The organism is Streptomyces sp. PCS3-D2 (genome assembly GCF_000612545.2).
Taxonomy (GTDB): domain Bacteria; phylum Actinomycetota; class Actinomycetes; order Streptomycetales; family Streptomycetaceae; genus Streptomyces.
Map to the genome: position 1 here is coordinate 4116568 of NZ_CP097800.1, position 21668 is coordinate 4138235.

General features: G+C 72.1%; 18 protein-coding genes. 5 read left to right on the plus strand and 13 right to left on the minus strand.

Annotation, left to right across the window (positions count from 1 at the left end; translation table 11 throughout):
* Positions 1-64: 64 nt before the first annotated feature.
* The 7 genes from pstB to mshD all read right to left on the minus strand — a co-directional run bounded on the left by pstB (position 65) and on the right by mshD (position 9191).
* Positions 65-841: a phosphate ABC transporter ATP-binding protein PstB gene (gene pstB / locus AW27_RS18100; protein WP_037924591.1), complete on the minus strand. Its 777-nt coding sequence runs from the start codon at positions 839-841 to the stop codon at positions 65-67.
* A 29-nt stretch (positions 842-870) separates the two neighbouring features.
* Positions 871-1953, minus strand: coding sequence for a phosphate ABC transporter permease PstA (gene pstA / locus AW27_RS18105; RefSeq protein ID WP_037924593.1), 1083 nt, complete (start codon positions 1951-1953; stop codon positions 871-873).
* A complete protein-coding gene (pstC, locus tag AW27_RS18110; RefSeq protein WP_037924595.1) occupies positions 1953-2942 on the minus strand; it encodes a phosphate ABC transporter permease subunit PstC in 990 nt (329 codons plus the stop codon). The genes pstA and pstC overlap by 1 nt, the downstream gene beginning before the upstream one ends.
* Positions 2943-3080: 138 nt before the next feature.
* Positions 3081-4217 carry a phosphate ABC transporter substrate-binding protein PstS gene (pstS, locus tag AW27_RS18115; protein ID WP_037924598.1) on the minus strand — a complete coding sequence of 379 codons (1137 nt, stop codon included), beginning with the start codon at positions 4215-4217 and terminating at the stop codon, positions 3081-3083.
* 251 nt (positions 4218-4468) lie between these two features.
* Complete coding sequence (locus tag AW27_RS18120) at positions 4469-5437, minus strand: CHAD domain-containing protein (protein WP_037924601.1); 969 nt, start codon at positions 5435-5437, stop codon at positions 4469-4471.
* Complete coding sequence (locus AW27_RS18125; protein WP_037924604.1) at positions 5418-7763, minus strand: RNA degradosome polyphosphate kinase; 2346 nt, start codon at positions 7761-7763, stop codon at positions 5418-5420. The genes AW27_RS18120 and AW27_RS18125 overlap by 20 nt, the downstream gene beginning before the upstream one ends.
* 501 nt (positions 7764-8264) lie before the next feature.
* Positions 8265-9191, minus strand: a complete 927-nt coding sequence (gene mshD / locus AW27_RS18135; RefSeq protein ID WP_037924606.1) for a mycothiol synthase — start codon at positions 9189-9191, stop codon at positions 8265-8267.
* A 170-nt stretch (positions 9192-9361) separates the two neighbouring features.
* Between mshD and AW27_RS18140 the strand changes: the two genes are divergently transcribed.
* On the plus strand, positions 9362-11179 hold the full coding sequence (locus tag AW27_RS18140; protein ID WP_037924608.1) for a bifunctional metallophosphatase/5'-nucleotidase: 1818 nt from the start codon (positions 9362-9364) through the stop codon (positions 11177-11179).
* Positions 11180-11295: 116 nt separating this feature from the next.
* Here the strand turns inward: AW27_RS18140 and AW27_RS18145 are convergent, their stop codons facing one another.
* Positions 11296-12078 (minus strand): alpha/beta fold hydrolase, encoded by a 783-nt coding sequence (locus AW27_RS18145; RefSeq protein WP_037924610.1) that lies wholly within the window; start codon positions 12076-12078, stop codon positions 11296-11298.
* Between the two features lie 122 nt (positions 12079-12200).
* On the opposite strand from AW27_RS18145, the gene AW27_RS18150 reads away from it, so the two are divergent.
* Together AW27_RS18150 and AW27_RS18155 are read left to right on the plus strand one after the other, a co-directional pair.
* Positions 12201-12812, plus strand: coding sequence for a TetR/AcrR family transcriptional regulator (locus AW27_RS18150; protein WP_037924612.1), 612 nt, complete (start codon positions 12201-12203; stop codon positions 12810-12812).
* 33 nt (positions 12813-12845) lie between these two features.
* Positions 12846-13730: a phosphatidylinositol-specific phospholipase C gene (locus tag AW27_RS18155; RefSeq protein WP_037924614.1), complete on the plus strand. Its 885-nt coding sequence runs from the start codon at positions 12846-12848 to the stop codon at positions 13728-13730.
* Here the strand turns inward: AW27_RS18155 and AW27_RS18160 are convergent.
* The 5 genes from AW27_RS18160 to AW27_RS18180 form a co-directional block, all read right to left on the minus strand.
* Complete coding sequence (locus AW27_RS18160) at positions 13710-15146, minus strand: sensor histidine kinase (RefSeq protein WP_037924616.1); 1437 nt, start codon at positions 15144-15146, stop codon at positions 13710-13712. The two genes, AW27_RS18155 and AW27_RS18160, sit on opposite strands and share 21 nt — an antisense overlap.
* Complete coding sequence (locus tag AW27_RS18165; RefSeq protein WP_037924619.1) at positions 15143-15880, minus strand: response regulator transcription factor; 738 nt, start codon at positions 15878-15880, stop codon at positions 15143-15145. Before AW27_RS18165 ends, AW27_RS18160 begins: the two co-directional genes overlap by 4 nt.
* Before the next feature lie 101 nt (positions 15881-15981).
* Complete coding sequence (locus AW27_RS18170; RefSeq protein ID WP_037924621.1) at positions 15982-17193, minus strand: S1C family serine protease; 1212 nt, start codon at positions 17191-17193, stop codon at positions 15982-15984.
* 195 nt (positions 17194-17388) lie between these two features.
* Positions 17389-18411 carry a LacI family DNA-binding transcriptional regulator gene (locus AW27_RS18175; protein ID WP_037924624.1) on the minus strand — a complete coding sequence of 341 codons (1023 nt, stop codon included), beginning with the start codon at positions 18409-18411 and terminating at the stop codon, positions 17389-17391.
* 70 nt (positions 18412-18481) lie between these two features.
* Positions 18482-19264 carry a response regulator transcription factor gene (locus AW27_RS18180; RefSeq protein ID WP_037924626.1) on the minus strand — a complete coding sequence of 261 codons (783 nt, stop codon included), beginning with the start codon at positions 19262-19264 and terminating at the stop codon, positions 18482-18484.
* Positions 19265-19739: 475 nt separating this feature from the next.
* On the opposite strand from AW27_RS18180, the gene AW27_RS18185 reads away from it, so the two are divergent.
* Complete coding sequence (locus tag AW27_RS18185; protein ID WP_037925353.1) at positions 19740-19994, plus strand: MoaD/ThiS family protein; 255 nt, start codon at positions 19740-19742, stop codon at positions 19992-19994.
* 10 nt (positions 19995-20004) lie between these two features.
* Complete coding sequence (locus tag AW27_RS18190) at positions 20005-21663, plus strand: hypothetical protein (RefSeq protein WP_370466500.1); 1659 nt, start codon at positions 20005-20007, stop codon at positions 21661-21663.
* Positions 21664-21668: the final 5 nt, after the last annotated feature.

Consider the following 21668-nt stretch of genomic DNA (forward strand, 5'->3'; position numbering starts at 1 on the left):
TTCTTTCTTCCGCCCTTGCGGTGGCACCGCCATGCAGCACCGCAGGACGCTTGCACATCTCGCTCTAGCCGAAGCGGCCCGAGATGTAGTCCTCGGTCGCCTGCATGGACGGGTTCGAGAAGATCCGGTCCGTGTCGTCGATCTCGATGAGCTTGCCGGGCTGGCCGACCGCCGCGAGGTTGAAGAACGCGGTGCGGTCGGAGACGCGGGCGGCCTGCTGCATGTTGTGCGTCACGATGACGATCGTGAAGCGCTCCTTGAGCTCGCCGATCAGGTCCTCGATGGCCAGGGTGGAGATCGGGTCGAGGGCCGAGCAGGGCTCGTCCATCAGCAGGACCTGGGGCTCGACCGCGATGGCGCGGGCGATGCACAGACGCTGCTGCTGGCCGCCGGAGAGGCCGGAGCCGGGCTTGTTGAGGCGGTCCTTGACCTCGTTCCAGAGGTTGGCGCCCTGGAGGGAGCGCTCCACGATGTCCGTCAGCTCGGACTTCTTGAAGCTGCCGTTCAGCCGCAGGCCGGCGGCTACGTTGTCGAAGATCGACATGGTGGGGAAGGGGTTCGGGCGCTGGAAGACCATGCCCACCGTGCGGCGGACCGCGACGGGGTCCACGCCGGCGCCGTACAGGTTCTCGTCGTCCAGCATCACCTTGCCCTCGACGCGACCGCCGGGGGTGACCTCGTGCATGCGGTTGAGGGTGCGCAGGAAGGTGGACTTGCCGCAGCCGGAGGGGCCGATGAAGGCCGTCACCGAGCGGGGTTCGACGGTCATCGAGATGTCGTCGATGGCCTTGTGGTTGCCGTAGAAGGCGGACAGTCCGCTGACGTCGATTCGCTTCGCCATGGGGGTCACTTCGCTTTCATACAGTCGCGTCAGCGACCGGTCTTCGGGGCCTTCCAGCGGGCGATGCCGCGGGCCACCAGATTGAGGATCATGACGAAGGCGATCAGGACGAGCGCTGCGGCCCATGCCCGGTCGTAGGAGGCCTCACTGCCGACCTTGTACTGCTCCCAAATGTAGAGCGGGAGCGAGGACTGGGCGCCTTCGAAGGGGTTGCCGTTGATCAGCTGGGAGCCGAAGACCAGCAGCATGATCGGGGCGGTTTCACCGGCGATGCGGGCGACGGCCAGCATCAGACCGGTGGAGATGCCGCCGATGGCGGTGGGAAGCACCACCTTGAGGATCACGCGCCACTTCGGCACACCGAGGGCCAGGGCGGCCTCGCGCAGCTCGTTCGGGACGAGCTTGAGCATCTCCTCGGTGGAGCGGACCACGACCGGCATCATCAGGATCGACAGGGCCATCGCGCCGGCGAAGCCGGAGGGGCCGAAGCCGAGCATCAGGTTCCAGGTCGTCAGGATGAAAAGCCCCGCGACGATGGAGGGGATACCGGTCATCACGTCGACGAAGAAGGTGACGGCCCGGGCGAGCTTGCCCTTGCCGTACTCGACGAGGTAGACGGCGGTCAGCAGGCCGATGGGGGCTGCGATCAGGGTGGCCAGGGCGATCTGCTCGATGGTGCCGAGCAGGGCGTGGTAGACGCCGCCGCCCTCGTCGAAGCTGGTCACACCGTTCATGGAGTGGCTGAGGAAGTTGCCGCTCAGCAGCGTGACGCCGCGGCTGATGGTGGTCCACATCAGCGAGAGCAGCGGGATGACCGCGAGGACGAAGCAGACCCACACGAGGGAGGTCGCGATCCGGTCCTTGGCCTGGCGGCGGTTCTCGATCAGCGCGCTGGCGGCATACGTGATGCCGATGAAGAGCAGGGCCGCGATGAGCCCCCACTGGATCCTGCTGTGGAGGTCGAACACGACGCCGATGCCGCAGCCGAGGGCGATCGCGAGGGCCGCGATGCCGGCCGGGGCCCAGCGGGGCAGGCCGCCTCGGGTGAGGCTGGAGGGGGCGGCGGACTTGGGGGCCCGGGTGGGCCGCTGGTCCTGGAGTGCGTGGCTCATCAGGCGTTCGCCCCCGAGAAGTCCTTGCGGCGAGCGATGATCAGGCGAGCTGCACCGTTGACCAGCAGGGTGAGCAGGAAGAGTACGAGGCCCGAGGCGATCAGGGCGTCGCGGCCGAACTCGTTGGCCTCGTCGAACTTCGCGGCGATGTTCTGGGCGAAGGTGCCGCCGCCCGGGTTCAGGATGTGACCGGAGATGAGGAAGCTCGGCGACAGGACGGTGGCGACGGCCATGGTCTCGCCGAGGGCGCGGCCGAGGCCGAGCATCGAGGCGGAGATGACGCCGGAGCGGCCGAAGGGCAGCACCGACATCCGGATGACCTCCCAGCGGGTCGCGCCGAGGGCCAGGGCGGCCTCCTCGTTCATGCGCGGGACCTGGAGGAAGACCTCGCGGCTGACGCTGGTCACGATCGGCAGGATCATGATCGCGAGCAGGATGCCGACGGTGAAGAGCGAGCGTGCGACGCCGACCTGGGTCTTGTCGAAGACGTAGGTCCAGCCCATGTACTCGTCGAGCCAGAGGTTCAGGCCGGCCAGCTGCGGGACGAGGAAGAGGGCGCCCCAGATGCCGTAGATGATCGACGGCACGGCGGCCAGCAGGTCGACCACGTAGGCGATCGGAGCGGCCAGCTTGCGCGGCGCGTAGTGCGAGATGAAGAGGGCGATACCGACGGCGATCGGAACCGCGATGACCATCGCGATGATCGAGCTGACGATGGTGCCGAAGAGCAGGACGGCGATGCCGAAGACGGGCGGGTTAGCCGACGCGTTCCAGTCGAAGGTGGTGAGGAAGTTCCCCTCGTTCTTCGACAGTGCGATCGAGGCGCGGTAGGTGAGGAAGGCGGCGATCGACGCCATGATCACCAGGAGCGTGATGCCGGAGCCCTTGGAGAGCCCGGCGAAGATCTTGTCACCGGCGCGGCCGGTGGACCCCTTGCTCGTGGAGACGGGCGGATCCGTGTCTATCTGGGTGGGTGTGGTGGAAGCCATGGTCTTTCCGGTCTGTGTGGGGGCAAGCCCCCTGGCGGCGGTGCACCGGATTCCCCCGGGTGGGAGGGGAAGGGGCTCCGGGGCCGGCCTCCCCGTCCCCGGACGGGGGAGGGGAGGACCGGCTCCTGGAGCTCAGGACTAGCTCAGCGAGTTGATGACCTCGCGGACCTTGGCGTTGATCTCGGCCGGGATCGGCGCGTAGCCGTTCTCCAGGAGGACCTTCTGGCCCGCGTCCGAGGCGGTGTAGTTCAGGAAGGACTTCACGGTCGGGAGCGTCTCGGCCTTGTTGCCCTTGTCGCAGACGACCTCGTAGGTCACCAGGACGAGCGGGTAGGCGCCCTCGGCCTTGGTGGTGTAGTCGAGCTTCAGCGCCAGGTCGGAGCCAGTGCCGGAGATCTTGGCGGCGGCGATGGCCTTGGAGGCGTTGTCGCCGGTGGCCGGGACCGGGGCGGCGGCGCCCGTGTTCAGGTCGACGGTCTTGATGCCCTGGGCGCTGGCGAAGGAGAGCTCGAAGTAGCCGATCGCGCCGTCGACCTGCTTGACCTGCGCGGCGACACCGGCGGAGCCGGAGGCGGCCTGGCCGCCCGGGGCGGCCCACTTCTTCGCGGGGTCGTGCGGCCAGGCGTCGGGGGCGGCGGCCTTGAGGTACTTGGTGACGTTCTCGGTGGTGCCCGAGTCGTCGGAGCGGTGGAAGGCCTGGATGGCGGTGGAGGGAAGCGTGACGCCCGGGTTCAGCTTCTTGATCGCCTCGTCGTCCCACTTCTTGATCTTGTCGTTGAAGATGTTGGCGACCGTGGCGGCGTCGAGGTTCAGCTTCTCCACGCCGGAGACGTTGAAGCCGAGGGCGACGGGGCCGCCGACCATCGGCAGGTTGACGCCCTGACCGCCGGTGCAGATCTTCTTCGACTCCTCGACCTGCTCCGGCTTCAGCGCCGAGTCGGAGCCGGCGAACCCGACGGTGCCCTGGTTGAAGGCGACGATGCCCTCACCGGAGGAGGAGGACTTGTAGTTGACCTCGACGCCGGAGCAGGCGGCCATGTAGTTCTTGATCCACAGCTCGACCGCGTTCTTCTGCGCGGAGGAACCGGAGGCCAGCAGCTTGCCCTTGGCGTCGTCGCACTTGATGTCGCCGGCGGCCGGAGCGGCGGCCTTGGTGGCGCCGTCGCCGGTCTTCGTGTTGTCGTCCGAGCCGCACGCCGTGAGGACCAGGGCGCCGGACACGACAAGCGCACCGAGGGCGGAGGCACGAAGCATGTTCTTGCGCTGAAGCTTCACTTTCGGATGTTCCTTCCAGAAGCCGCCGGCCGCTTTCCGTTCCGTACCGGGCGGCGTGCGAAGAGGACTACTACGTCGGGTGCGCGGGCCGGCCGCTGCGTCTGCGGGCCGCCGTCTCCGTGCACGACCGAAATTAGGCAGAACAGGTGAAGCAGCCGACCGGCCCGAGTGAACGGACGGTGAACCATGGCGGACGACCCGGTGCGTTCCGGGGCGTCCGCGCACAGCCGCAATCATCCGTTATCCCGCCGTTACCGCGGTGTGACCGCGGGCTCTCTCAGCCAGAGGTGCTGGAATGCGGCCCGGGCCGCCTCGACCTCATGGCGCTGGTCGGCGTGCAGGACACCCAGTGCGTAGGCCGTGGCCGGGGCGATGCGCGGGGTGCGGGCCGCGGTGGCGGAGGCGGCCGCCGCCTCGGCGGCGTCGCGGTGGCGGTCCAGGGCCTCGCCGGCGGCCGCCGGCCGGGTCACGTCCTCGCCGAGGACCTCCCGCGCGTAGCGGTGGACGCGCAGGAGCCGGCGCACCTCGTGCCAGGGGCCGTCGTGGTCGGCGTCGTACGGGCTCGGCGCGGCCTCGCCGCCGCTGATCGGCGGCAGCGCCGCGACCGCCGACGACAGGCGGGTTTCGGCCACCGCCGCGAGCGGTACGAGGACCTCCCCGACCCGTCCGCGGGCCGCCACGGCGTCGAGCGGGACCTCCGAGGCCAGCACCGCCACCGCGTCCGCCACCGCGTGGAAGCGGGACGAGCCGAGGGCCTGGAGGGTGGCCGAGTGGGCGCGCGTACGGGCCAGGGTCAGCTGGCGGTCCAGCAGCGCGCCGGCACGCGCCGATCCCACCTTCAGCGCGCCGGCCGAGCCGCGCGGGGCCGGGAGCTCCGGGGCCCCCGACAGCCGGTGCAGCGCGTCCATGAGCCGGGCCAGCCGGGCGGCGTAGGCGTGCTCGTCGGCCAGGGTCGAGGACAGCCACACCAGCTCGGCGCGCAGCCCGTCGGCCCAGGCCGACTCGGTCACCACCCGGAACGTGGCCAGCGAGCCGCTGATGCGGCGCGCTGCCCCCCGCAGGCGGCGCGCCGCATCACTGCTCGCCGCGGCGTCGGCCCCGCTCACGGCGCTCGGACTGTACTGGCGCATCGCCCGCAGGAAGGCCGTGGCCTGGGCGCGCAGGTAGACGTCGAGCACGTCACCCGCGCATGCCGTCGGGTCATGGTTTGGCTGAGCCACGCCGGCGCCTCCGGGCGTCTATGAGCGTCTCCTGTACGTGCCGCAGCGGCTGGCCGTCCGCGTCCGTGCTGTGCCGTGTCCATTCGCCGTCCGGGCCCAGGTGCCAGGAGGAGGTGGCGTCGGACATCCCGGTTTCCAGCATCCGGTCCAGTGCCGCGCGGTGGGCCGGGTCGGCGACCCTGACCAGTGCTTCGATACGGCGGTCGAGGTTGCGGTGCATCATGTCGGCGCTGCCGATCCACACCTCGGGCTCGCCGCCGTTGCCGAAGGCGAAGACCCGGGAGTGTTCGAGGAAGCGGCCGAGGACCGAACGGACCCGTATGTTGTCCGAGAGCCCGGGCACCCCCGGACGCACCGCGCAGATGCCGCGCACCCAGATGTCGACGGGCACGCCCGCCTGGGAGGCCCGGTAGAGCGCGTCGATGAGGGCCTCGTCGACGATCGAGTTCATCTTCAGGCGCACGTATGCGGGGCGGCCGGCCCGGTGGTGGGCGGCCTCCTTGTCGATCCGGGAGATCAGCCCGTCGCGCAGCGAGCGGGGCGCGACCATCAGCCGGCGGTAGGTCTCTCGGCGCGAGTAGCCGGACAGCCGGTTGAAGAGGTCGGAGAGGTCCGCGCCGACCTGCGGGTCGGCGGTCAGCAGGCCGAGGTCCTCGTAGAGCCGTGCGGTCTTGGGGTGGTAGTTGCCGGTGCCGACGTGGGCGTAGCGGCGCAGCTGGTCGCCCTCCTGGCGGACGACGAGCGACAGCTTGCAGTGGGTCTTGAGGCCGACGAGGCCGTAGACGACGTGGCAGCCGGCCTCCTCCAGCTTGCGCGCCCACTTGATGTTGGCCTGTTCGTCGAAGCGGGCCTTGATCTCGACGAGCACCAGGACCTGCTTGCCGGACTCGGCCGCGTCGATCAGGGCGTCCACGATCGGGGAGTCGCCGGAGGTGCGGTAGAGCGTCTGCTTGATGGCGAGGACGTCCGGGTCGGCGGCGGCCTGCTCCAGGAAGGCCTGCACCGAGGTGGAGAAGGAGTCGTACGGGTGGTGCAGCAGGACGTCCCGCTCCCGCAGGGCGGCGAAGATGTCGGGCGCGTGCGCGGACTCGACCTCGGCGAGGTCGCGGTGGGTGCCGGCGACGAACTTCGGGTACTTGAGCTCGGGCCGGTCCAGGGAGGCGATCCCGAAGAGTGCGGTCAGGTCGAGGGGCCCGGGCAGCGGGTACACCTCGGAGGCGTTGACGTTCAGTTCCTGTACGAGGAGGTCCAGGACGCCGGGGTCGATGGACTCCTCGACCTCCAGGCGCACCGGCGGCCCGAAGCGGCGCCGCATGAGCTCCTTCTCCAGGGCCTGGAGCAGGTTCTCGGCGTCGTCCTCCTCCACCTCCAGGTCCTCGTTGCGGGTCACGCGGAACATGTGGTGCGCGAGTACCTCCATGCCCGGGAACAGCTCCTCCAGGTGTGCGGCGATGACGTCCTCCAGCGGGACGTAGCGCTGCGGGGAGGCCTCCAGGAAGCGGGAGAGGATCGGCGGGACCTTGACCCGGGCGAAGTGGCGGTGGCCGCTGACGGGGTTGCGTACGACCACGGCCAGGTTGAGGGAGAGGCCGGAGATGTACGGGAAGGGGTGCGCGGGGTCCACGGCCAGCGGGGTCAGCACCGGGAAGATCTGGTTCCGGAACAGCGTGAAGAGGCGGGCCTGCTCCTTCTCGGTGAGGTCGGGCCAGCGGATCAGGTGGATGCCCTCCTCGGCCAGCGCCGGGGAGATGTCCTGCTGGAAGCAGGCGGCGTGCCGGGCCATGAGCTCGCGCGAGCGCGTCCAGATGAGGTCCAGCACCTCGCGGGGCTGCAGGCCGGAGGCCGATCGGGTGGCGACACCCGTCGCGATGCGCCGTTTGAGGCCGGCCACGCGGACCATGAAGAACTCGTCGAGGTTGCTCGCGAAGATCGCCAGGAAGTTCGCGCGCTCCAGGAGCGGGGTCGTCGGGTCCTCGGCGAGCTCCAGCACCCGCTCGTTGAAGGCGAGCCAGCTGCGCTCCCGGTCGAGGAAGCGGTCCGGGGGGAGCTCTCCGCCGTCCTTGTCCTCGTAGGCGTCCAGGTCGGCGTCGAGATCGGGGTCGAGGCCGATGTGCGGGCGGTGCGCGGCGATGGAACCTATGCGGGCGTGGGCCGCGGCGCCGGTGTCCGGGCCGGGGGCCTTGCCGGTGTCCTGGTCTGTCGCTTTGCCTGTCGCTTTGCCTGTCGCCCTGCCTGCCGCCTTGCCGGCGGCGGAGGGGGAGGCGGACGTGTGAGACGGGTGCTGGGCGGGGACCTCGGTGGGACCGGCGCTGGGCTTGTGACTCATGACTCCATTCTTCCGCGCAAGCGGCAGGACAGGCGCGTCGGACGGGTCTGCCGTCAGTCGGAGTCGGGGCTGCATTGGGGGAGAGTCGCAAGCGCTTCTGAATGCCCGGTTAATGGCGCATGGCTTCCCGGCTCCGGCTGGGGTACGGCCCTGGCCCGGCGCCCGGGGCGGGGCTGCCGGTCGGTGGGGTGTCGGGCTGGAATCCCCTCGCCGCGCGGCGCCCGGCTGGGTGCGGCACCACACCTTGGCCGCGGCCATCGTGGGTGACCTCCGGTCCCTGCCCCACCATCCCCCGGGCCTGCGCGCGTTGGCGGAGTTCCCGGGGGTCGGTGCACAGCGTCGCGAGACTGGGACGCTACGCCGCCGTCACCGTGTCCGGCTCAGCGATTGCACGAGGGTCGACGGCGTCCCGGCGACCAGAGGAGAGGCTGCTGGACCGGCGGGGCCGACCACCGTGGCCGGGAGCCCGGCCGGGGGCCCCGGCCAGGGCCCCGCGGGGGGTCAGCTCTCCGTGCGGTACATCAGGTCGACCTCGTGGGTGGTGAAGCCGAGGCCCTCGTACACGGCCAGGGCCGCCGGGTTGTCCGCGTCGACGTAGAGCATGGCCGTCGGCAGGCCCTGGGCGGCCAGGTGCTGGAGGCCGATCGCGGTGAGGGCCTTGCCGAGGCCGCCGCCCTGGGCGCCGGGCAGGACGCCGACCACGTAGACCTCGCCGAGCTGCTCCGCCGCGTGGACCTTCGTCCAGTGGAAGCCGACGAGCTCTCCGTCGCGTTCGGCGAGGAAGAAGCCCTTGGCGTCGAACCAGGGCTGCGCGATCCGGTCGTCGAGGTCGCGCTGGGTGAGCGAGCCCTGCTCGGGGTGGTGGGCGAAGGCGGCCGCGTTCGCCGCCAGCCAGGCCGCGTCGTCGGTGCCGGGCAGGAAGGTCCGTACGGTCACGCCGGGCGGGAGCACCGGATCGGGCAGCGGGGCCCCTTCGGCCAGCGGCCTGCGCAGCTGGCGCAGCTCGCGGAAGAGGGTCAGGCCGAGTACCTGGGCCAGGTGCCGGGCTGCGGACTTGCCGCCGTGGGCCCATACCCGCAGTCGCTTGCCGGAGGCGGCCAGCAGGGCCATCCCCATGGCCCGGCCGTGGCCGCGACCGCGCAGTGCCGGGTGCACCACGAGTTCGGCGGCCGGGGCCTCCACCGGGTCGGTGTCCTCCAGTTGTCCGTAGGCGGCGAGCCGGCCGCCGTCGGTGAGCAGGAAGTGCCGGATGCCCGGGCGTGCTCCTCCGCGCAGCTGGAGCCTTCCCTGCTCGGACACGGCGGTGGTGCCGTCCGTACGCGCCGCGTCCTCGATCAGGTCGAGGACGGCGTCGGCCTGTTCCCCCGTCAGCTCGTCGAGGGTCTGAATCTGCCGTCCCGGCTCCAGGGCCGCGCTTGCGTCAGTCATGGAACGAGCCTACGACCGTCCCGGCCGCCGAGCGGAGCGCGGACGCTGGGTCGGTCCTTCTTCTGCGTGTAACCAACGCGATACCCGTTACCCCCTGGTAGAGCTACGCGCGTTGACCATAGGCTTCGGCGGACCTCCCGAGCAGTATCGCTGTCCACAAAGGGGACCAAATGTCAGCGACGCCACAACGGCACCGCCGAACCCGCCGGTTGACCTTCGCCGCCCTCGCCGTCACGGCCGGGGCCGGGGCGATGGTCGCCGCCGCTCTGCCGGCCGGGGCCGCGAGTGGTGGCGGTGCGGCCAAGAGCCGTACCGTCGATGTGCAGATGCTGTCGTTCAACGACTTCCACGGCACCCTGGAGCCTCCGCAGGGCTCCTCCGGCACCGTGACCGAACGTCAGGCCGACGGCACCACCAAGGCCATACCCGCGGGCGGGGTCGAGTACCTCGCGACCAGCCTGCGCGAGGCCCGCAAGGGCCACGAGTACTCCGTCACCGCAGCGGCCGGCGACATGATCGGCGGCAGCCCGATGCTGTCCGGGCTCTTCCACGACGAGCCGAGCATCGAGGCGCTGAACAAGCTGGGCCTGAACGTCTCCAGCGTCGGCAACCACGAGTTCGACGAGGGCAAGACCGAGCTGCGCCGCATGGCGTACGGCGGCTGCCACCCGGTCGACGGTTGCTACGAGTTCGGCAAGGAGTTCACCGGCTCCACGTTCCGGTACCTCGCCGCGAACGTCACGGACGAGAAGAGCAAGCGCCCCCTGATGTCGCCCACCTACGTGTGGAAGAAGGGCGACGTGAAGATCGGCTTCATCGGCGTCACCCTGGAGGGCACTCCGGACGTCGTGACCGCCGAGGGCGTCAAGGGCCTCAAATTCGGCGACGAGATCGAGACGATCAACAAGTACGCGGCCGAGCTGAACAAGCAGGGCGTGAAGTCGATCGTCGCGCTGATCCACGAGGGCGGTCTGCCCGCGAGCGGTGCGTACAACTACGACTGCGACGCCCCGGGCGCCGGCGCCGGCATCTCGGGTGCGATCGTGGACATCGCCAAGAACGTTGACGCCACGGTCGACGCGCTGGTCACCGGCCACACGCACCAGGCGTACGCCTGCAACATCCCGGACCCCGCGGGCAACCCGCGCACGGTGACCTCGGCCGCCTCCATCGGCCGCCTGTTCACCGAGACCACCCTCACCTACGACCGGAAGACCAAGGACATCGTCCGTACGCCGGTCACCTCGCCGAAGCCGGTCAACAAGGTCGTCCACCGCGACCAGCCCAAGGCTCCGGACATGACCGAGCTGATCGGCCGCTGGAACGCCCTGGCGGCCCCGATCGCCAACCGTCCGCAGGGCTTCATCTCGGCCGACATCGCGGGCCGCGGCTCGTCCGAGCCCGAGAAGCCGCTCGGCGACCTGATCGCCGACGCCCAGCTGGAGGCGCTCGCCCCGGCGGACAAGGGCGGTGCGCAGCTGGCCCTGATGAACCCGGGCGGCATCCGCTCGGACCTCGCCTACAAGGCCTCGGGAGACGAGGGCGACGGCGTGGTGACCTACGGCGAGTCCTTCACGGTCCAGCCGTTCAACAACATGATGAACGTCGTGGACCTGACCGGCGCGCAGCTGATCACCGCACTGCAGCAGCAGGTCAGCGGCCCGGTCAACGGCCCGAGCCCGAAGATCCTCCAGGTGTCGAAGGGCTTCACCTACACCCTCGACATGACGAAGGCGGGCGCCGACCGGATCGTCGTGGACTCGGTCAGGCTGAACGGTGCCGCGATCGACCCCGCCGCGACCTACCGGGTCGCGATGAACGAGTTCCTCGCGGGCGGCGGTGACGGTTTCACGGTCCTGAAGGAGCACCGGAACAAGCTCGTGGGCGCGCCCGACCTGGACTGCTTCAACGCCTACCTGATGAAGAACTCCTCGGAGTCCTCCCCGATCGCCCCGCCGGCGGCGAACCGGATCACCGTCATCAAGTAACACCCGCGCACAGCGTGCCCGAAGGGGCGGCGGGCCCACCGGCCCGCCGCCCCTTCGGCGTTCCCCGTGCACCCCCGTGGTGCGGGGATGTGAGGGACGCGGGACGGGGGGAGGGATCAGAGGGCCGCCAGGAACGTCCCGACGGCCCGGTGGAACCCGTCCGGGTCCGTGAACGGCGCGAAGTGGTCGCCGTCGAGGGGTGCGTACGAGGTCTTCGGGCGCCGGGTGGTCATCGCGTCGGCGACCGGCCGGGTGAGTGCCTGGCTGTCGGTGCCGTGGATCAGCAGGGCCGGGCAGGTGCTCGCGAGCCAGGTGTCCCAGTGGTCGCCGGCGCAGGCGTGGAGGGAGTCGAGCATGTCCTGCGGGTGGTACGCCAGGCGCCAGCCGCTGCCGTCCGGGAGGGGCCGCAGCCCGTCGGCGACGAAGGATGCGGCCGGTCCGGCGGCGTCGAGGAGTTCCTCGCGGGTGGGGGCGGTGTAGGGCAGGCCGTCGAGGAAGTCGAACCAGTTCGGGCCGTCGGGGATGCGGATCTCGACGGTGGCGTCGACGCCGATGAGCGCGGCGAACCGGTCCGGGTGGGCGGCGGCCAGGTGGTAGGCGTTGAGTCCGCCCAGGGAGTAGCCGAGCAGCGGCACCGGGGCGTCGAGGCCGAGGTGGTCGAGGAGGGCCACGGCGTCGGCGACGTACCCCTCGCGGCGGTAGTGGGGCGCCCGGTCCGATGCGCCGTGGCCGCGCTGGTCGGGGGCGATGACCCGCCAGTCGTCGCCGAGCGCGGCGGCGAGTCCGGTGAAGGCGAGGGCCTCGGACATGCCGCCGTGCAGGGCGAGGAGCGGGCGGCCGGTGCCGCCGAAGTCCAGGTAGGAGAGGGTCCGGTCGTCGATCTTCAGTTCCTGGCGCATGGTCCTGCCTCCCGTGGGCCCGTGGGTCGTGTCGGTGGCTCCACCCTGCCAGCGGTTGGGCAAGCGCGCAATACGTTTGTATTGGGCGCTTGCCCAAAAAGCGGCGCGGCTACGATCCCGGCATGGGAAATCGCGAGGACCTGCTGGCCGGAGCCCGGCGCTGCTTGGAGGAGAAGGGGTACCTGCGGACGACCGTGCGCGACATCGCCACGGCGTCGGGGGTGAGCATGGCCGCGATCGGCTACCACTTCGGGTCCCGGGAGGCCCTGCTGAACCAGGCCCTGTTCGCTGCCATGGAGGAGTGGGCCGCGGGATCGGGTCGGCTCGCCGGTGAGGGCGGGACCGCGGGGGAGCGGTACGCCGACACCTGGGACCGCAAGATCCGCGACTTCGGGGAGATGCGCTGGCTCTGGCTCGCCTCCGTCGAGGCCTTCGTTCACGCGCAGTCCTCGCCGGAACTGCTCGCGGTGCTCGCCGAGGGGCAGCGCCGCAACCGCCGTACGGTGGCCGCGGCCCTGCGCGGAGTGCCGCCGGAGGAGGTCTCCGAGCAGGATGTGCGGGCTCTCGGCTCGATGCACATCGCGCTGCTCAGCGGGGTGATGGTGCAGACCCTGACCGATCCGGAGCAGGCGCCGGACGGCCGTGAACTCCTCCAGGGGCTGCGCTCCATGGTCGAACTGCTCGAAGACCGACCGCCGCCGACGGATGGCCAGATTGACGTGTGCACGCCATAATCCGGCCATTACCGGGTCGGCGAAGGGGCGGGCATGGGCATGGGCACCGGAACGGCAATGGGGCGGCGGACCTTCCTGGCCGGAGCGCTGGCCCTCGGAACGGCCGCCGTACGGGGAGTCGTACCCGCCGCGGCGGCGGCACTCGGCACCCGGGACTGGATGGCCGGCCTCGGCGACTCCACCGCCCTCCAGCGGATGACCATCCCCGGCACGCACGATTCCGGCGCGACCAAGGGCGGGCTCTACGTCGCCTGCCAGAACACCTCGATCGCCCAGCAGCTCGACTCCGGCATCCGCTTCCTCGACATACGCTGCCGGGTCACGGGCGGATCCTTCGCCATCCACCACGCGGCGTTCTTCCAGGACCTCATGTTCGGGGACGTCCTCGCCGCCTGCCGGACCTTCCTCGCCGCACATCCTTCCGAGACCGTCCTGATGCGCCTCAAGCAGGAGTACTCGCAGGAGAGCGACGCCACCTTCCGCGCCGTCTTCGACGACTACCTCGACCACCGCGGCTGGCGCCCGCTGTTCCTCATCACCGGCGCCCCGCCCGCGCTCGGACAAGCCCGCGGCAGGGTGCTCCTGCTCGCCGACAACGGTGGCCTGCCCGGCCTGCGCTACGGCGACGGCAACGTCTTCGACATCCAGGACGACTACAACACCGAACCCTTCGCCAAGCGGGGACGGATCGAGAACCACTTCCGCAAGGCCGTCCAGCAGCCCGGCAAGCTCTACGTGAACTACGTCAGCACCGCGGCGTACATGCCGCCGCGGTGGAACTCCGACCGGCTCAACCCGCAGGTGCACGGCTTCGTCGACGGCGCCGAGATGGCCGGCCGGACCGGGCTCGGGATCGTCCCGATGGACTTCCCCAACACCCGCTCCGGCCTGGTCGCCTCACTGATCCGGCACAACTGACGGGTCCGAGGGCGGCGGGGTCGGCGCCCCCGGGATGCGGAGCACCGCCTCCGTTCCCGCACCGCCGTCCACCGCCGCCCGCAGCTCGGCGCTGCCGCCCGCGCGGGCCGCCGTACGGGCCACGATCGACAGGCCCAGGCCGCTGCCGGGCAGGGCGCGGGCCGACTCGGACCGCCAGAACCGCTCGAAGACGTGCGGCAGGTCCTCCGCGGGAATGCCCGGCCCGTGGTCGCGCACGGTCAGCTCGCCCGCCCGCAGCGCCACCTCGACCGAGCCGCCCTGCGGGCTGAACTTCACCGCGTTGTCCAGGACGTTGACCACCGCGCGCTCCAGCGCCGCCGCCTCGCCCCGTACGTACCAGGGCTCCAGGTCCGAGGTGAAGGACAGCTCCGGACCGCGCAGCCGGGCCCGGGACAGCGCCGCCGCGGCGATCTCGTGCAGGGGAACCACCCCGAGCGGGCCGGGCGAGGCCGCGTCCGGCCGAGACAGCTCCTGCAGGTCCCCGATCAGCGACGCCAGTTCCGTCATCTGCGCCTTGACCGAGGCGAGCAGTTCCCGCCGGTCGTCGGGCGGGAGGGCCCGCCCGGTCTCCTCACTGCGCGCGAGGAGCTCGATGTTGGTGCGCAGCGAGGTCAGCGGGGTGCGCAGCTCGTGCCCGGCGTCCGCGATCAGCTGTGACTGCCGGTCCCGGGAGGAGGCCAGGGCCGCGGTCATCGAGTTGAAGGACCGGGACAGGCGGGCGATCTCGTCGTCGCCCTCGTCGGGGATCCGTACCGTCAGGTCCTCGGTGCGCGCGATGTGCTCGACGGCGTCGGTCAGCTCGTCGACGGGCCGCAGCCCCGTGCGGGCCACCCACAGGCCGGCCGCGCCGGCGCCGACCACACCGACGCCGCAGACCAGGAGCAGCACCCAGGCCAGGGTGGACAGCGGCTTCTCGACGTCGGCGAGCGGCTTGGCCACGGTCAGCGCGGCCGCCCGCCCGTCCAGCAGGGCGGGCTGGGTGTAGACGCGGACCGCCACTCCGTCGGAGGTGGTCGCGTCGTAGAGCGCCGCCCCGCGTCGCCGCTGCGCGACCTCCAGGTCGATGGCGCTGATCCGCAGGGTGCTGCGGCCGTCGATCCAGCAGTGGCTGCCGTCCGGCCGCACGATCTGTACCTGGGCGCTGAGGTTGTTGGCGGGCCGCTCCGGCAGCGCACCGGTGACGGCCACGCAGCCGAGCGTGCGGTAGACCTGGTTGGCCTGAGCCTCGGCGTTGGTGGCGCGGAGCGCGCTGTCCAGTTGGTCGCGCAACTGGGTGCGGACCATCACCCACGACACCGCGGCCACCGCCGCGACGGCCAGCGCCACCGCCACGGTGACCAGCAGGGCCAGCCGGGAGCGCAGCGGCAGTGCGCGGAAGCGGGCGAGCGGGCTCACTCCGGCCCGCCCTCGCCGGTGCGCAGTACGTAGCCCACCCCGCGCACGGTGTGGACCAGGCGCGGCTCGCCGCCCGCCTCGGTCTTGCGGCGCAGGTACATCACGTACACGTCCAGGGAGTTGGAGCTGGGTTCGAAGTCGAAACCCCAGACGGTCTTGAGGATCTGTTCGCGGGTCAGCACCTGGCGCGGGTGCGCGAGGAACATCTCCAACAGCGTGAACTCGGTACGGGTCAGCTCCACCGGGCGTCCGGCCCGGGTGACCTCGCGGGTCGCGAGGTCCATGCGCAGGTCGCCGAAGCTCAGGGCGTCCTGGTGGGCGTCGGCGGCGCCGCCGGCCTGCGCGGCGGCGTAGGAGCTGCGGCGCAGCAGGGCGCGGACGCGGGCGAAGAGCTCGTCGAGCTCGAACGGCTTGACGAGGTAGTCGTCGGCGCCCGCGTCGAGGCCGGTGACGCGGTCGCCGACGGTGTCGCGGGCGGTGAGCATCAGGATCGGGGTGACGCTGCCGGAGGCGCGCAGCCGTCGGGCAGCCGTGAGCCCGTCCATCCGCGGCATCTGGATGTCCAGCACGATCAGGCCGGGAGCGTACGAGGCCGCCTTGTCGAGGGCGTCGAGCCCGTCGACGGCGGTCTGTACGGTGTACCCCTCGAAGGCGAGGCTGCGGCGCAGGGCCTCGCGTACGGCCGGTTCGTCGTCGACGACGAGGATCCGCGCTTCGCCTTCGGCGGGGTTCATGGATGGGTCTCCCAGGTGTGGTGGCCGGCTGCGGGGTCCGGCGGTGGCGTCCGGCGGTGGGTTCCGGCGGTTGACGGCGTCTCCCAGCCTCGCACGGCGGGCTAGAACGACGTGCCGAAGCCGTCGGCGAAGGAGTCGGCGCCGGCGCTGCCGGAGGATCCCTTGCCGCCGGGTCCGCCCTTGCGGAGGGAGTCCAGGTCGGCCTTGATCGTGTCGACGGGGATGGCGAAGCCGAGGCCGACGCTGCCGGCGCTGGAATTGCCGGCCGAGGGCGAGTAGATCGCGGAGGGCATGCCCACGATCTCGCCCTTCATGTTGACCAGGGCGCCGCCGGAGTTGCCCGGGTTGAGGGAGGCGTCCGTCTGGAGGGCCTTGTACGAGGTGGTGTTCGAGCCGGTGTCCCCGTTGAACTGGCGGCCGCCGAAGGAGAAGGGCCAGCCGCCCTCGCCCTGCTGCCGGCCCTGCGGGGTGCTCCGGTCCGAGGTGGGCACCTTCACCTCGCGGTTCAGGGCCGAGACGATGCCGCTGGTCACGGTGCCGGTGAGGCCGTCGGGGGAGCCGATGGCGACGACCTGGTCGCCGACCCTGACGCTGCCGGAGTCGCCGAGCACGGCGGGCTTGAGGCCGCTCGCGCCCTGGAGCTTGATCAGGGCCAGGTCCTTCCCCGGGTCGGTGCCGACGATCTCGGCGCCGTACTTCTTGCCGTCGCTCGTCGTGACCTGGATCTGGGTGGCGCCGTCCACGACGTGGTTGTTGGTGGCGATCTCGCCGTCGGCGGTCAGCACGAAGCCGGAGCCGGTGCCCTGGCCGGAGCCGGTGCGGGTGTCGATGCGGACGACCGACGGGCTGACCTGTTCGGCGATGCCGGCGACCGTGCCGGTGCTGGACTGCGAGACGTTCGTGCCGCTGATCCCACCGCCGGTGGCGGTCTGCCGGTCCATCAGCTGCTGGACGGCGGCCGCGGTGCCGCCGCCGACCAGGGCCGCGGCGAGCGCGACGGCGGCCAGCAGGGCGACGGGCTTCTTCGCGCGCCGGTCCGGTGCGGCGTGAGCCGGCCCCTGCGGGGTGCCCGGGTCGCCGTCGCCGCCGGCCGCCGCCGGGACGGTCTCGCCCACGATGACCGGCGGCCGGTGAGCCTCGTGCCAGCCGGGCGCGGCCGGCGGGTAGGAGGGCGGCGGCGGATACGCCCCGGTCCCGGCTCCGGCCCCGTGCGCCGGCCGGTTGCCTCCGTGCTGCCAGTCCTCGCCGAGCGGCGCGTGCGGGGGGCGGTGTTCCTGCGGGTACTCGCCTTCGCGGCGGAAGCTCTCGGTCATGAGACGACTCTCCCCGCCGTGGATGAGAGCCGCCTGAGTCCGACCTGAGAAGCCCGACAGAACCGCGTATGCCCGATATAAGGGCACGTCCGCCCGTGCGGGGCCGCGTCAGACCCCGGAACCCCGCGCGATGCGGTACAGCACGTTCGGACGCAGCGGCCCGTCGCCGACCCGGCGGACCCGGCCGGTCGGGCCTCAGCGGCAGCCGCAGGAGCGACGGATCACCAGGGCCGACGGGAACTGCTTGAGGCGCTCACGGCGCGAGCCGGCCACGCGCAGGCCGTCGTCCAGGACCAGGTCCACCGCCGCGCGGGCCATCGCCGGGCGGTCCGAGGCCACCGTGGTCAGCGGCGGGTCGGTGAGGGCCGCCTCCTTGACGTCGTCGAAGCCGGCCACGGCCAGCTCCTCGGGCACGTCGATGCGCAGCTCGCGCGCGGCGCGCAGCACGCCGATCGCCTGGTCGTCCGTGGCGCAGAAGATGGCCGTCGGCCGGTCGGGCCGCGCCAGGACCTCCAGGGCGACCGTGTAGGCGTCGTAGCGGTTGTAGGGGGCCTCGATGAGCCGGCCCTCGACGGAGCGGCCGGCCTCCAGCATGGCCCGGCGCCAGCCCTCGACGTGGTCGGCGACCGGGTCGCCGACCGAGGGGGTGTTCTCGATGCCGCCGATGCAGGCGACGTACGCGTGCCCGTGCTCCAGCAGGTGCCGGGTGGCGAGCTGGGCGCCGCCGATGTCGTCGGTGACGACCGCGACGTCGTCGATCGCCTCCGGGCGCTCGTGCAGCAGCACCACGCGGGCGTCCCACGCCTCGATCTCGCCGGCCGCCTGCTCACTCATGCCCTGGCTGACCAGGATCAGGCCCGAGACCCGCATACCCAGGAAGGCCCGCAGGTAGTGGACCTCACGCTCGGTGCGGTAGTCGGAGTTGCCGACCAGGACCATCTTTCCGCGCTCGGCGGCGGCCTGCTCGACCGCGTGCGCCATCTCCGCGAAGAACGGCTGGCGCGCATCGGGGACGATCATGCCTATGAGGTCGGTGCGCCGCGACGCCATCGCCTGGGCGACCCGGTCCGGGCGGTAGCCCAGGTCCTTGATCGCGGCGAGGACACGCTCGCGCGTGGCCGGGGCGACCGGCCGGGGTCCGTTGTTGATGACGTAGCTCACGACGGCGGTAGAAGTACCCGCAAGTCGCGCTACGTCATCCCGCGTCACCTTGGCCACGCGCGGCAGTCTACGCGGGGTGACCTATCTCCGGGCAGCGAGTCCCGCGGACCGGACGATCACCGGGCCGTTACGCCGACCGGGTGGCCGCCCCGGAGGCCCGCGAGGAGTCCTCCGCGGCCGCCTCCGCGGCGACCTGGGCCGCCGCCTGGGCCGCGGCCTCCGCCGCCGCCCGCTCCACCTTCTCCGGCGTGACGAAGCGGTAGCCGACGTTGCGGACCGTGCCGATCAGGGACTCGTGCTCGGGGCCGAGTTTCGCGCGCAGCCGCCGTACGTGCACGTCGACCGTCCGGGTGCCCCCGAAGTAGTCGTAGCCCCAGACCTCCTGCAGCAGCTGCGCGCGGGTGAAGACCCGGCCGGGATGCTGCGCGAGGTACTTCAGGAGCTCGAACTCCTTGAAGGTGAGGTCCAGCACCCGCCCCTTGAGCTTGGCGGAGTAGGTGGCCTCGTCCACCGACAGGTCGCCGTTGCGGATCTCCATGGGGGAGTCGTCCGAGCCGATCTGCTGGCGGCCGGTGGCCAGCCGCAGGCGTGCCTCGACCTCGGCGGGGCCGGCGGTGTCCAGCAGGACGTCGTCGATGCCCCAGTCGGCGGTGACGGCCGCCAGGCCGCCCTCGGTGACGACGAGGATCAGCGGACAGCCGGGGCCGGTGGAGCGCAGCAGCTGGCACAGCGACCGGACCTGCGGCAGGTCGCGGCGGCCGTCCACGAGGATGACGTCGGCGCCCGGGGTGTCGACGAGGGCGGGGCCCTCGGCCGGTGCCACCCGGACGTTGTGCAGCAGCAGGCCGAGTGCGGGCAGCACTTCGGTCGACGGCTGCAGTGCGTTGGTGAGCAGCAGGAGCGAGCTCATGACCGACCACCTGCCCGGGCCGGACGGTGGTGCACGGTTCGCTGGTCCATCACGTCGGTTCCTCCTCGGTCCCGTCGAGGACGTGCGCGGTACTGCTTCGTACGTGTCGCCCGGTGTCCTCGCGTCCCCGCGCCCTGGGGGCCGACTCGGTCACCGTTGTTCTCGGTTCGTTCAACGTGCTGAAAGCACAAAAGGACCCGGGGGCCACATTGCCCGGATCCTCTCGCCAGCAGAATAGCCCACCTGCTCTTCCCGACCGAGGCCCTCTTACTTCATCCTCTGTGGTTCCTGCCACGCTCCTGCCACGTTCCCGCCCTGCGTATGCACCGTTTTTCACCGCAACGGAGGCATGCGGGACGCCGGTGCCGGTCCACCCCGGCGCACGGACGGCGCGTCGGGGCACGCCGGGGGCGGCGGCCGGAGGGGCCATCATGGAGGCCGACGGCAGAGAGCCGACGAGACGATGGGAGCTGCAGTGGCAACCGGAACCATCCGCTACTGGGCGGCGGCCAAGGCCGCTGCCGGGACTGCGGAGGAGCCGTACTCGGCGCGGACACTGGCCGAGGCGCTCGACGGCGTGCGGGAACGCCACCCGGGGGAGCTGACCCGGGTCCTGCTGCGCTGCTCCTTCCTCGTGAACGAAGAGCCCGTGGGCAAGCGCCCGCACGACTCCGTGGCACTGACCGAAGGGGGCACCGTCGAGGTGCTCCCGCCGTTCGCGGGCGGGTGAGCGGGAGCCGATGAGCACGCCTGAGGAACGACAGCAGCAGTCGCAGCAGCAGCCGCAGCAGGATCCGTACGGGACCCAGACCTGGCAGGCCGACACCTGGGACACCGGCTATCAGCCGGTGCATCCGCCGCTGGGCGCGGTGCCCGGGCAGCCGGTCGCGCCCGAGGGCTGGTTCCGCGAGGAGGCCGCAGGCCCGGGGGCGGGTGCCGTCCCCGGCCCGGCCGGGGCCTACCCGCCGTACCCGGCCCAGAGCCAGGACCTCGGCCACGGCCACGGCCTCGGCCAGGCTCCGGCCGAGGGGCCGGCCTGGGGAGCACCGGGCACCGGTCCCGAGCCGCAGACGCCGGCTCCGCAGGGCTGGTTCCGCGACGAGGCGTCGGCCGTGCCGGCGCAGGACTGGTCGCAGGGCGGCCAGGGTGGCCAGGTTGTGGCGGGGTCCGGTGCCGCGGAGCAGACGGCCTACCTGCCGCCGTATCCGGGTCCCGGCCAGGAGCAGGGGGGCGCCGCCGAGCAGACCGCCTACCTGCCGCCCTACACCGGCCCGGCACAGCAGCCGGTGGCTCCGCAGGGCTGGTTCCGCGACGAGGCGTCGGCCGTGCCGGCGCAGGACTGGTCGCAGGGCGGCCAGGGCGGCCAGGTTGTGGCGGGGTCCGGTGCCGCGGAGCAGACGGCCTACCTGCCGCCGTATCCGGGTCCCGGCCAGGAGCAGGGGGGCGCCGCCGAGCAGACCGCCTACCTGCCGCCCTACACCGGCCCCGGGCAGGCGGCCCCCGACCCCGACCCGGCCCCGGGCCCGGCTCCCGCCGCGGCCGGAGCGGGAGCCGCCGCTCCCGCCGGGGACGCCTCCGGGACACCCGGGGCACCCGAGGCCACCGACTGGTCCCCGCCCACCCTCGCCGGGAACACCCTGCGCGCCGTGGACCCGGCCCAGGCCCGTGCCGAAGGCCGGTCGCCGATCATCGACCCCGGCCCGCAGTCGGCCATACTGACCGCCGCCCTCGGGCTGCTGCTCGCCGTGGCCGCCGCCGTCGGGCAGTTCGCCCTGCTCGTGCCGCTGATCGCCCTCCAGGGCCTCACCGCGGCCGGCTGGTTCCGCCTCAACGGCATGTGGCCGGCCCGCCAGGGCATCGCCCTCGCCTTCGCCGGAGCCCTGGCCGCCGACGCGGCCGTGCTCGCGGTGGAGGAGGCGTACGGCGCCGGAGCGATCGTCGGCACCCTCGGCGCCTGGGTGCTGCTCACCCTCGTGCTCCAGCTGCGCAGCCAGGCCGATCCCGACGAGCGGATGTACGGGCTGATGGCTTCGGTGGCCTCGGCCGCCCTCGCCATCGTCTGTGCCGGCTACCTGGCCGCCGACACCGCCGCCGTCACGGTCGGCGCCGCCGCCGTGGCCGTCGCGGTGTTCGTCCGCGCGCTGCCGCTGCCCACCGCCACCTCGGTCGGGGTCTCGCTGGCCGCGGCCGCGGGCGCGGGCGTCGCGGCCGGCGGGATCACTTCCGTCGGGGTCGGCGGGGCGCTGCTCGGCCTGGCCGCCGGGGTGTGCGCGCTGGTCGGTCTGCGCGTGGCCGCGTACGACTACCCGTCGAAGTTCGTGCACATGACGGCCGGTGTGGCGCTGCCGCTCGCGGCCGCCGCCCCCGCGGTGTACCTGATCGGGCGGGTGGTGGGCTGACCCTG

Coding starts and splice junctions, on each gene's coding strand:
- pstB (WP_037924591.1), bottom strand. CDS start 841: ATGGCGAAGCGAATCGACGTCAGCGGACTGTCCGCCTTCTACGGCAAC.
- pstA (WP_037924593.1), bottom strand. CDS start 1,953: ATGAGCCACGCACTCCAGGACCAGCGGCCCACCCGGGCCCCCAAGTCC.
- pstC (WP_037924595.1), bottom strand. CDS start 2,942: ATGGCTTCCACCACACCCACCCAGATAGACACGGATCCGCCCGTCTCC.
- AW27_RS18125 (WP_037924604.1), bottom strand. CDS start 7,763: ATGAGTCACAAGCCCAGCGCCGGTCCCACCGAGGTCCCCGCCCAGCAC.
- mshD (WP_037924606.1), bottom strand. CDS start 9,191: ATGACTGACGCAAGCGCGGCCCTGGAGCCGGGACGGCAGATTCAGACC.
- AW27_RS18140 (WP_037924608.1), top strand. CDS start 9,362: ATGTCAGCGACGCCACAACGGCACCGCCGAACCCGCCGGTTGACCTTC.
- AW27_RS18145 (WP_037924610.1), bottom strand. CDS start 12,078: ATGCGCCAGGAACTGAAGATCGACGACCGGACCCTCTCCTACCTGGAC.
- AW27_RS18150 (WP_037924612.1), top strand. CDS start 12,201: ATGGGAAATCGCGAGGACCTGCTGGCCGGAGCCCGGCGCTGCTTGGAG.
- AW27_RS18155 (WP_037924614.1), top strand. CDS start 12,846: ATGGGCATGGGCACCGGAACGGCAATGGGGCGGCGGACCTTCCTGGCC.
- AW27_RS18165 (WP_037924619.1), bottom strand. CDS start 15,880: ATGAACCCCGCCGAAGGCGAAGCGCGGATCCTCGTCGTCGACGACGAA.
- AW27_RS18170 (WP_037924621.1), bottom strand. CDS start 17,193: ATGACCGAGAGCTTCCGCCGCGAAGGCGAGTACCCGCAGGAACACCGC.
- AW27_RS18180 (WP_037924626.1), bottom strand. CDS start 19,264: ATGAGCTCGCTCCTGCTGCTCACCAACGCACTGCAGCCGTCGACCGAA.
- AW27_RS18190 (WP_370466500.1), top strand. CDS start 20,005: ATGAGCACGCCTGAGGAACGACAGCAGCAGTCGCAGCAGCAGCCGCAG.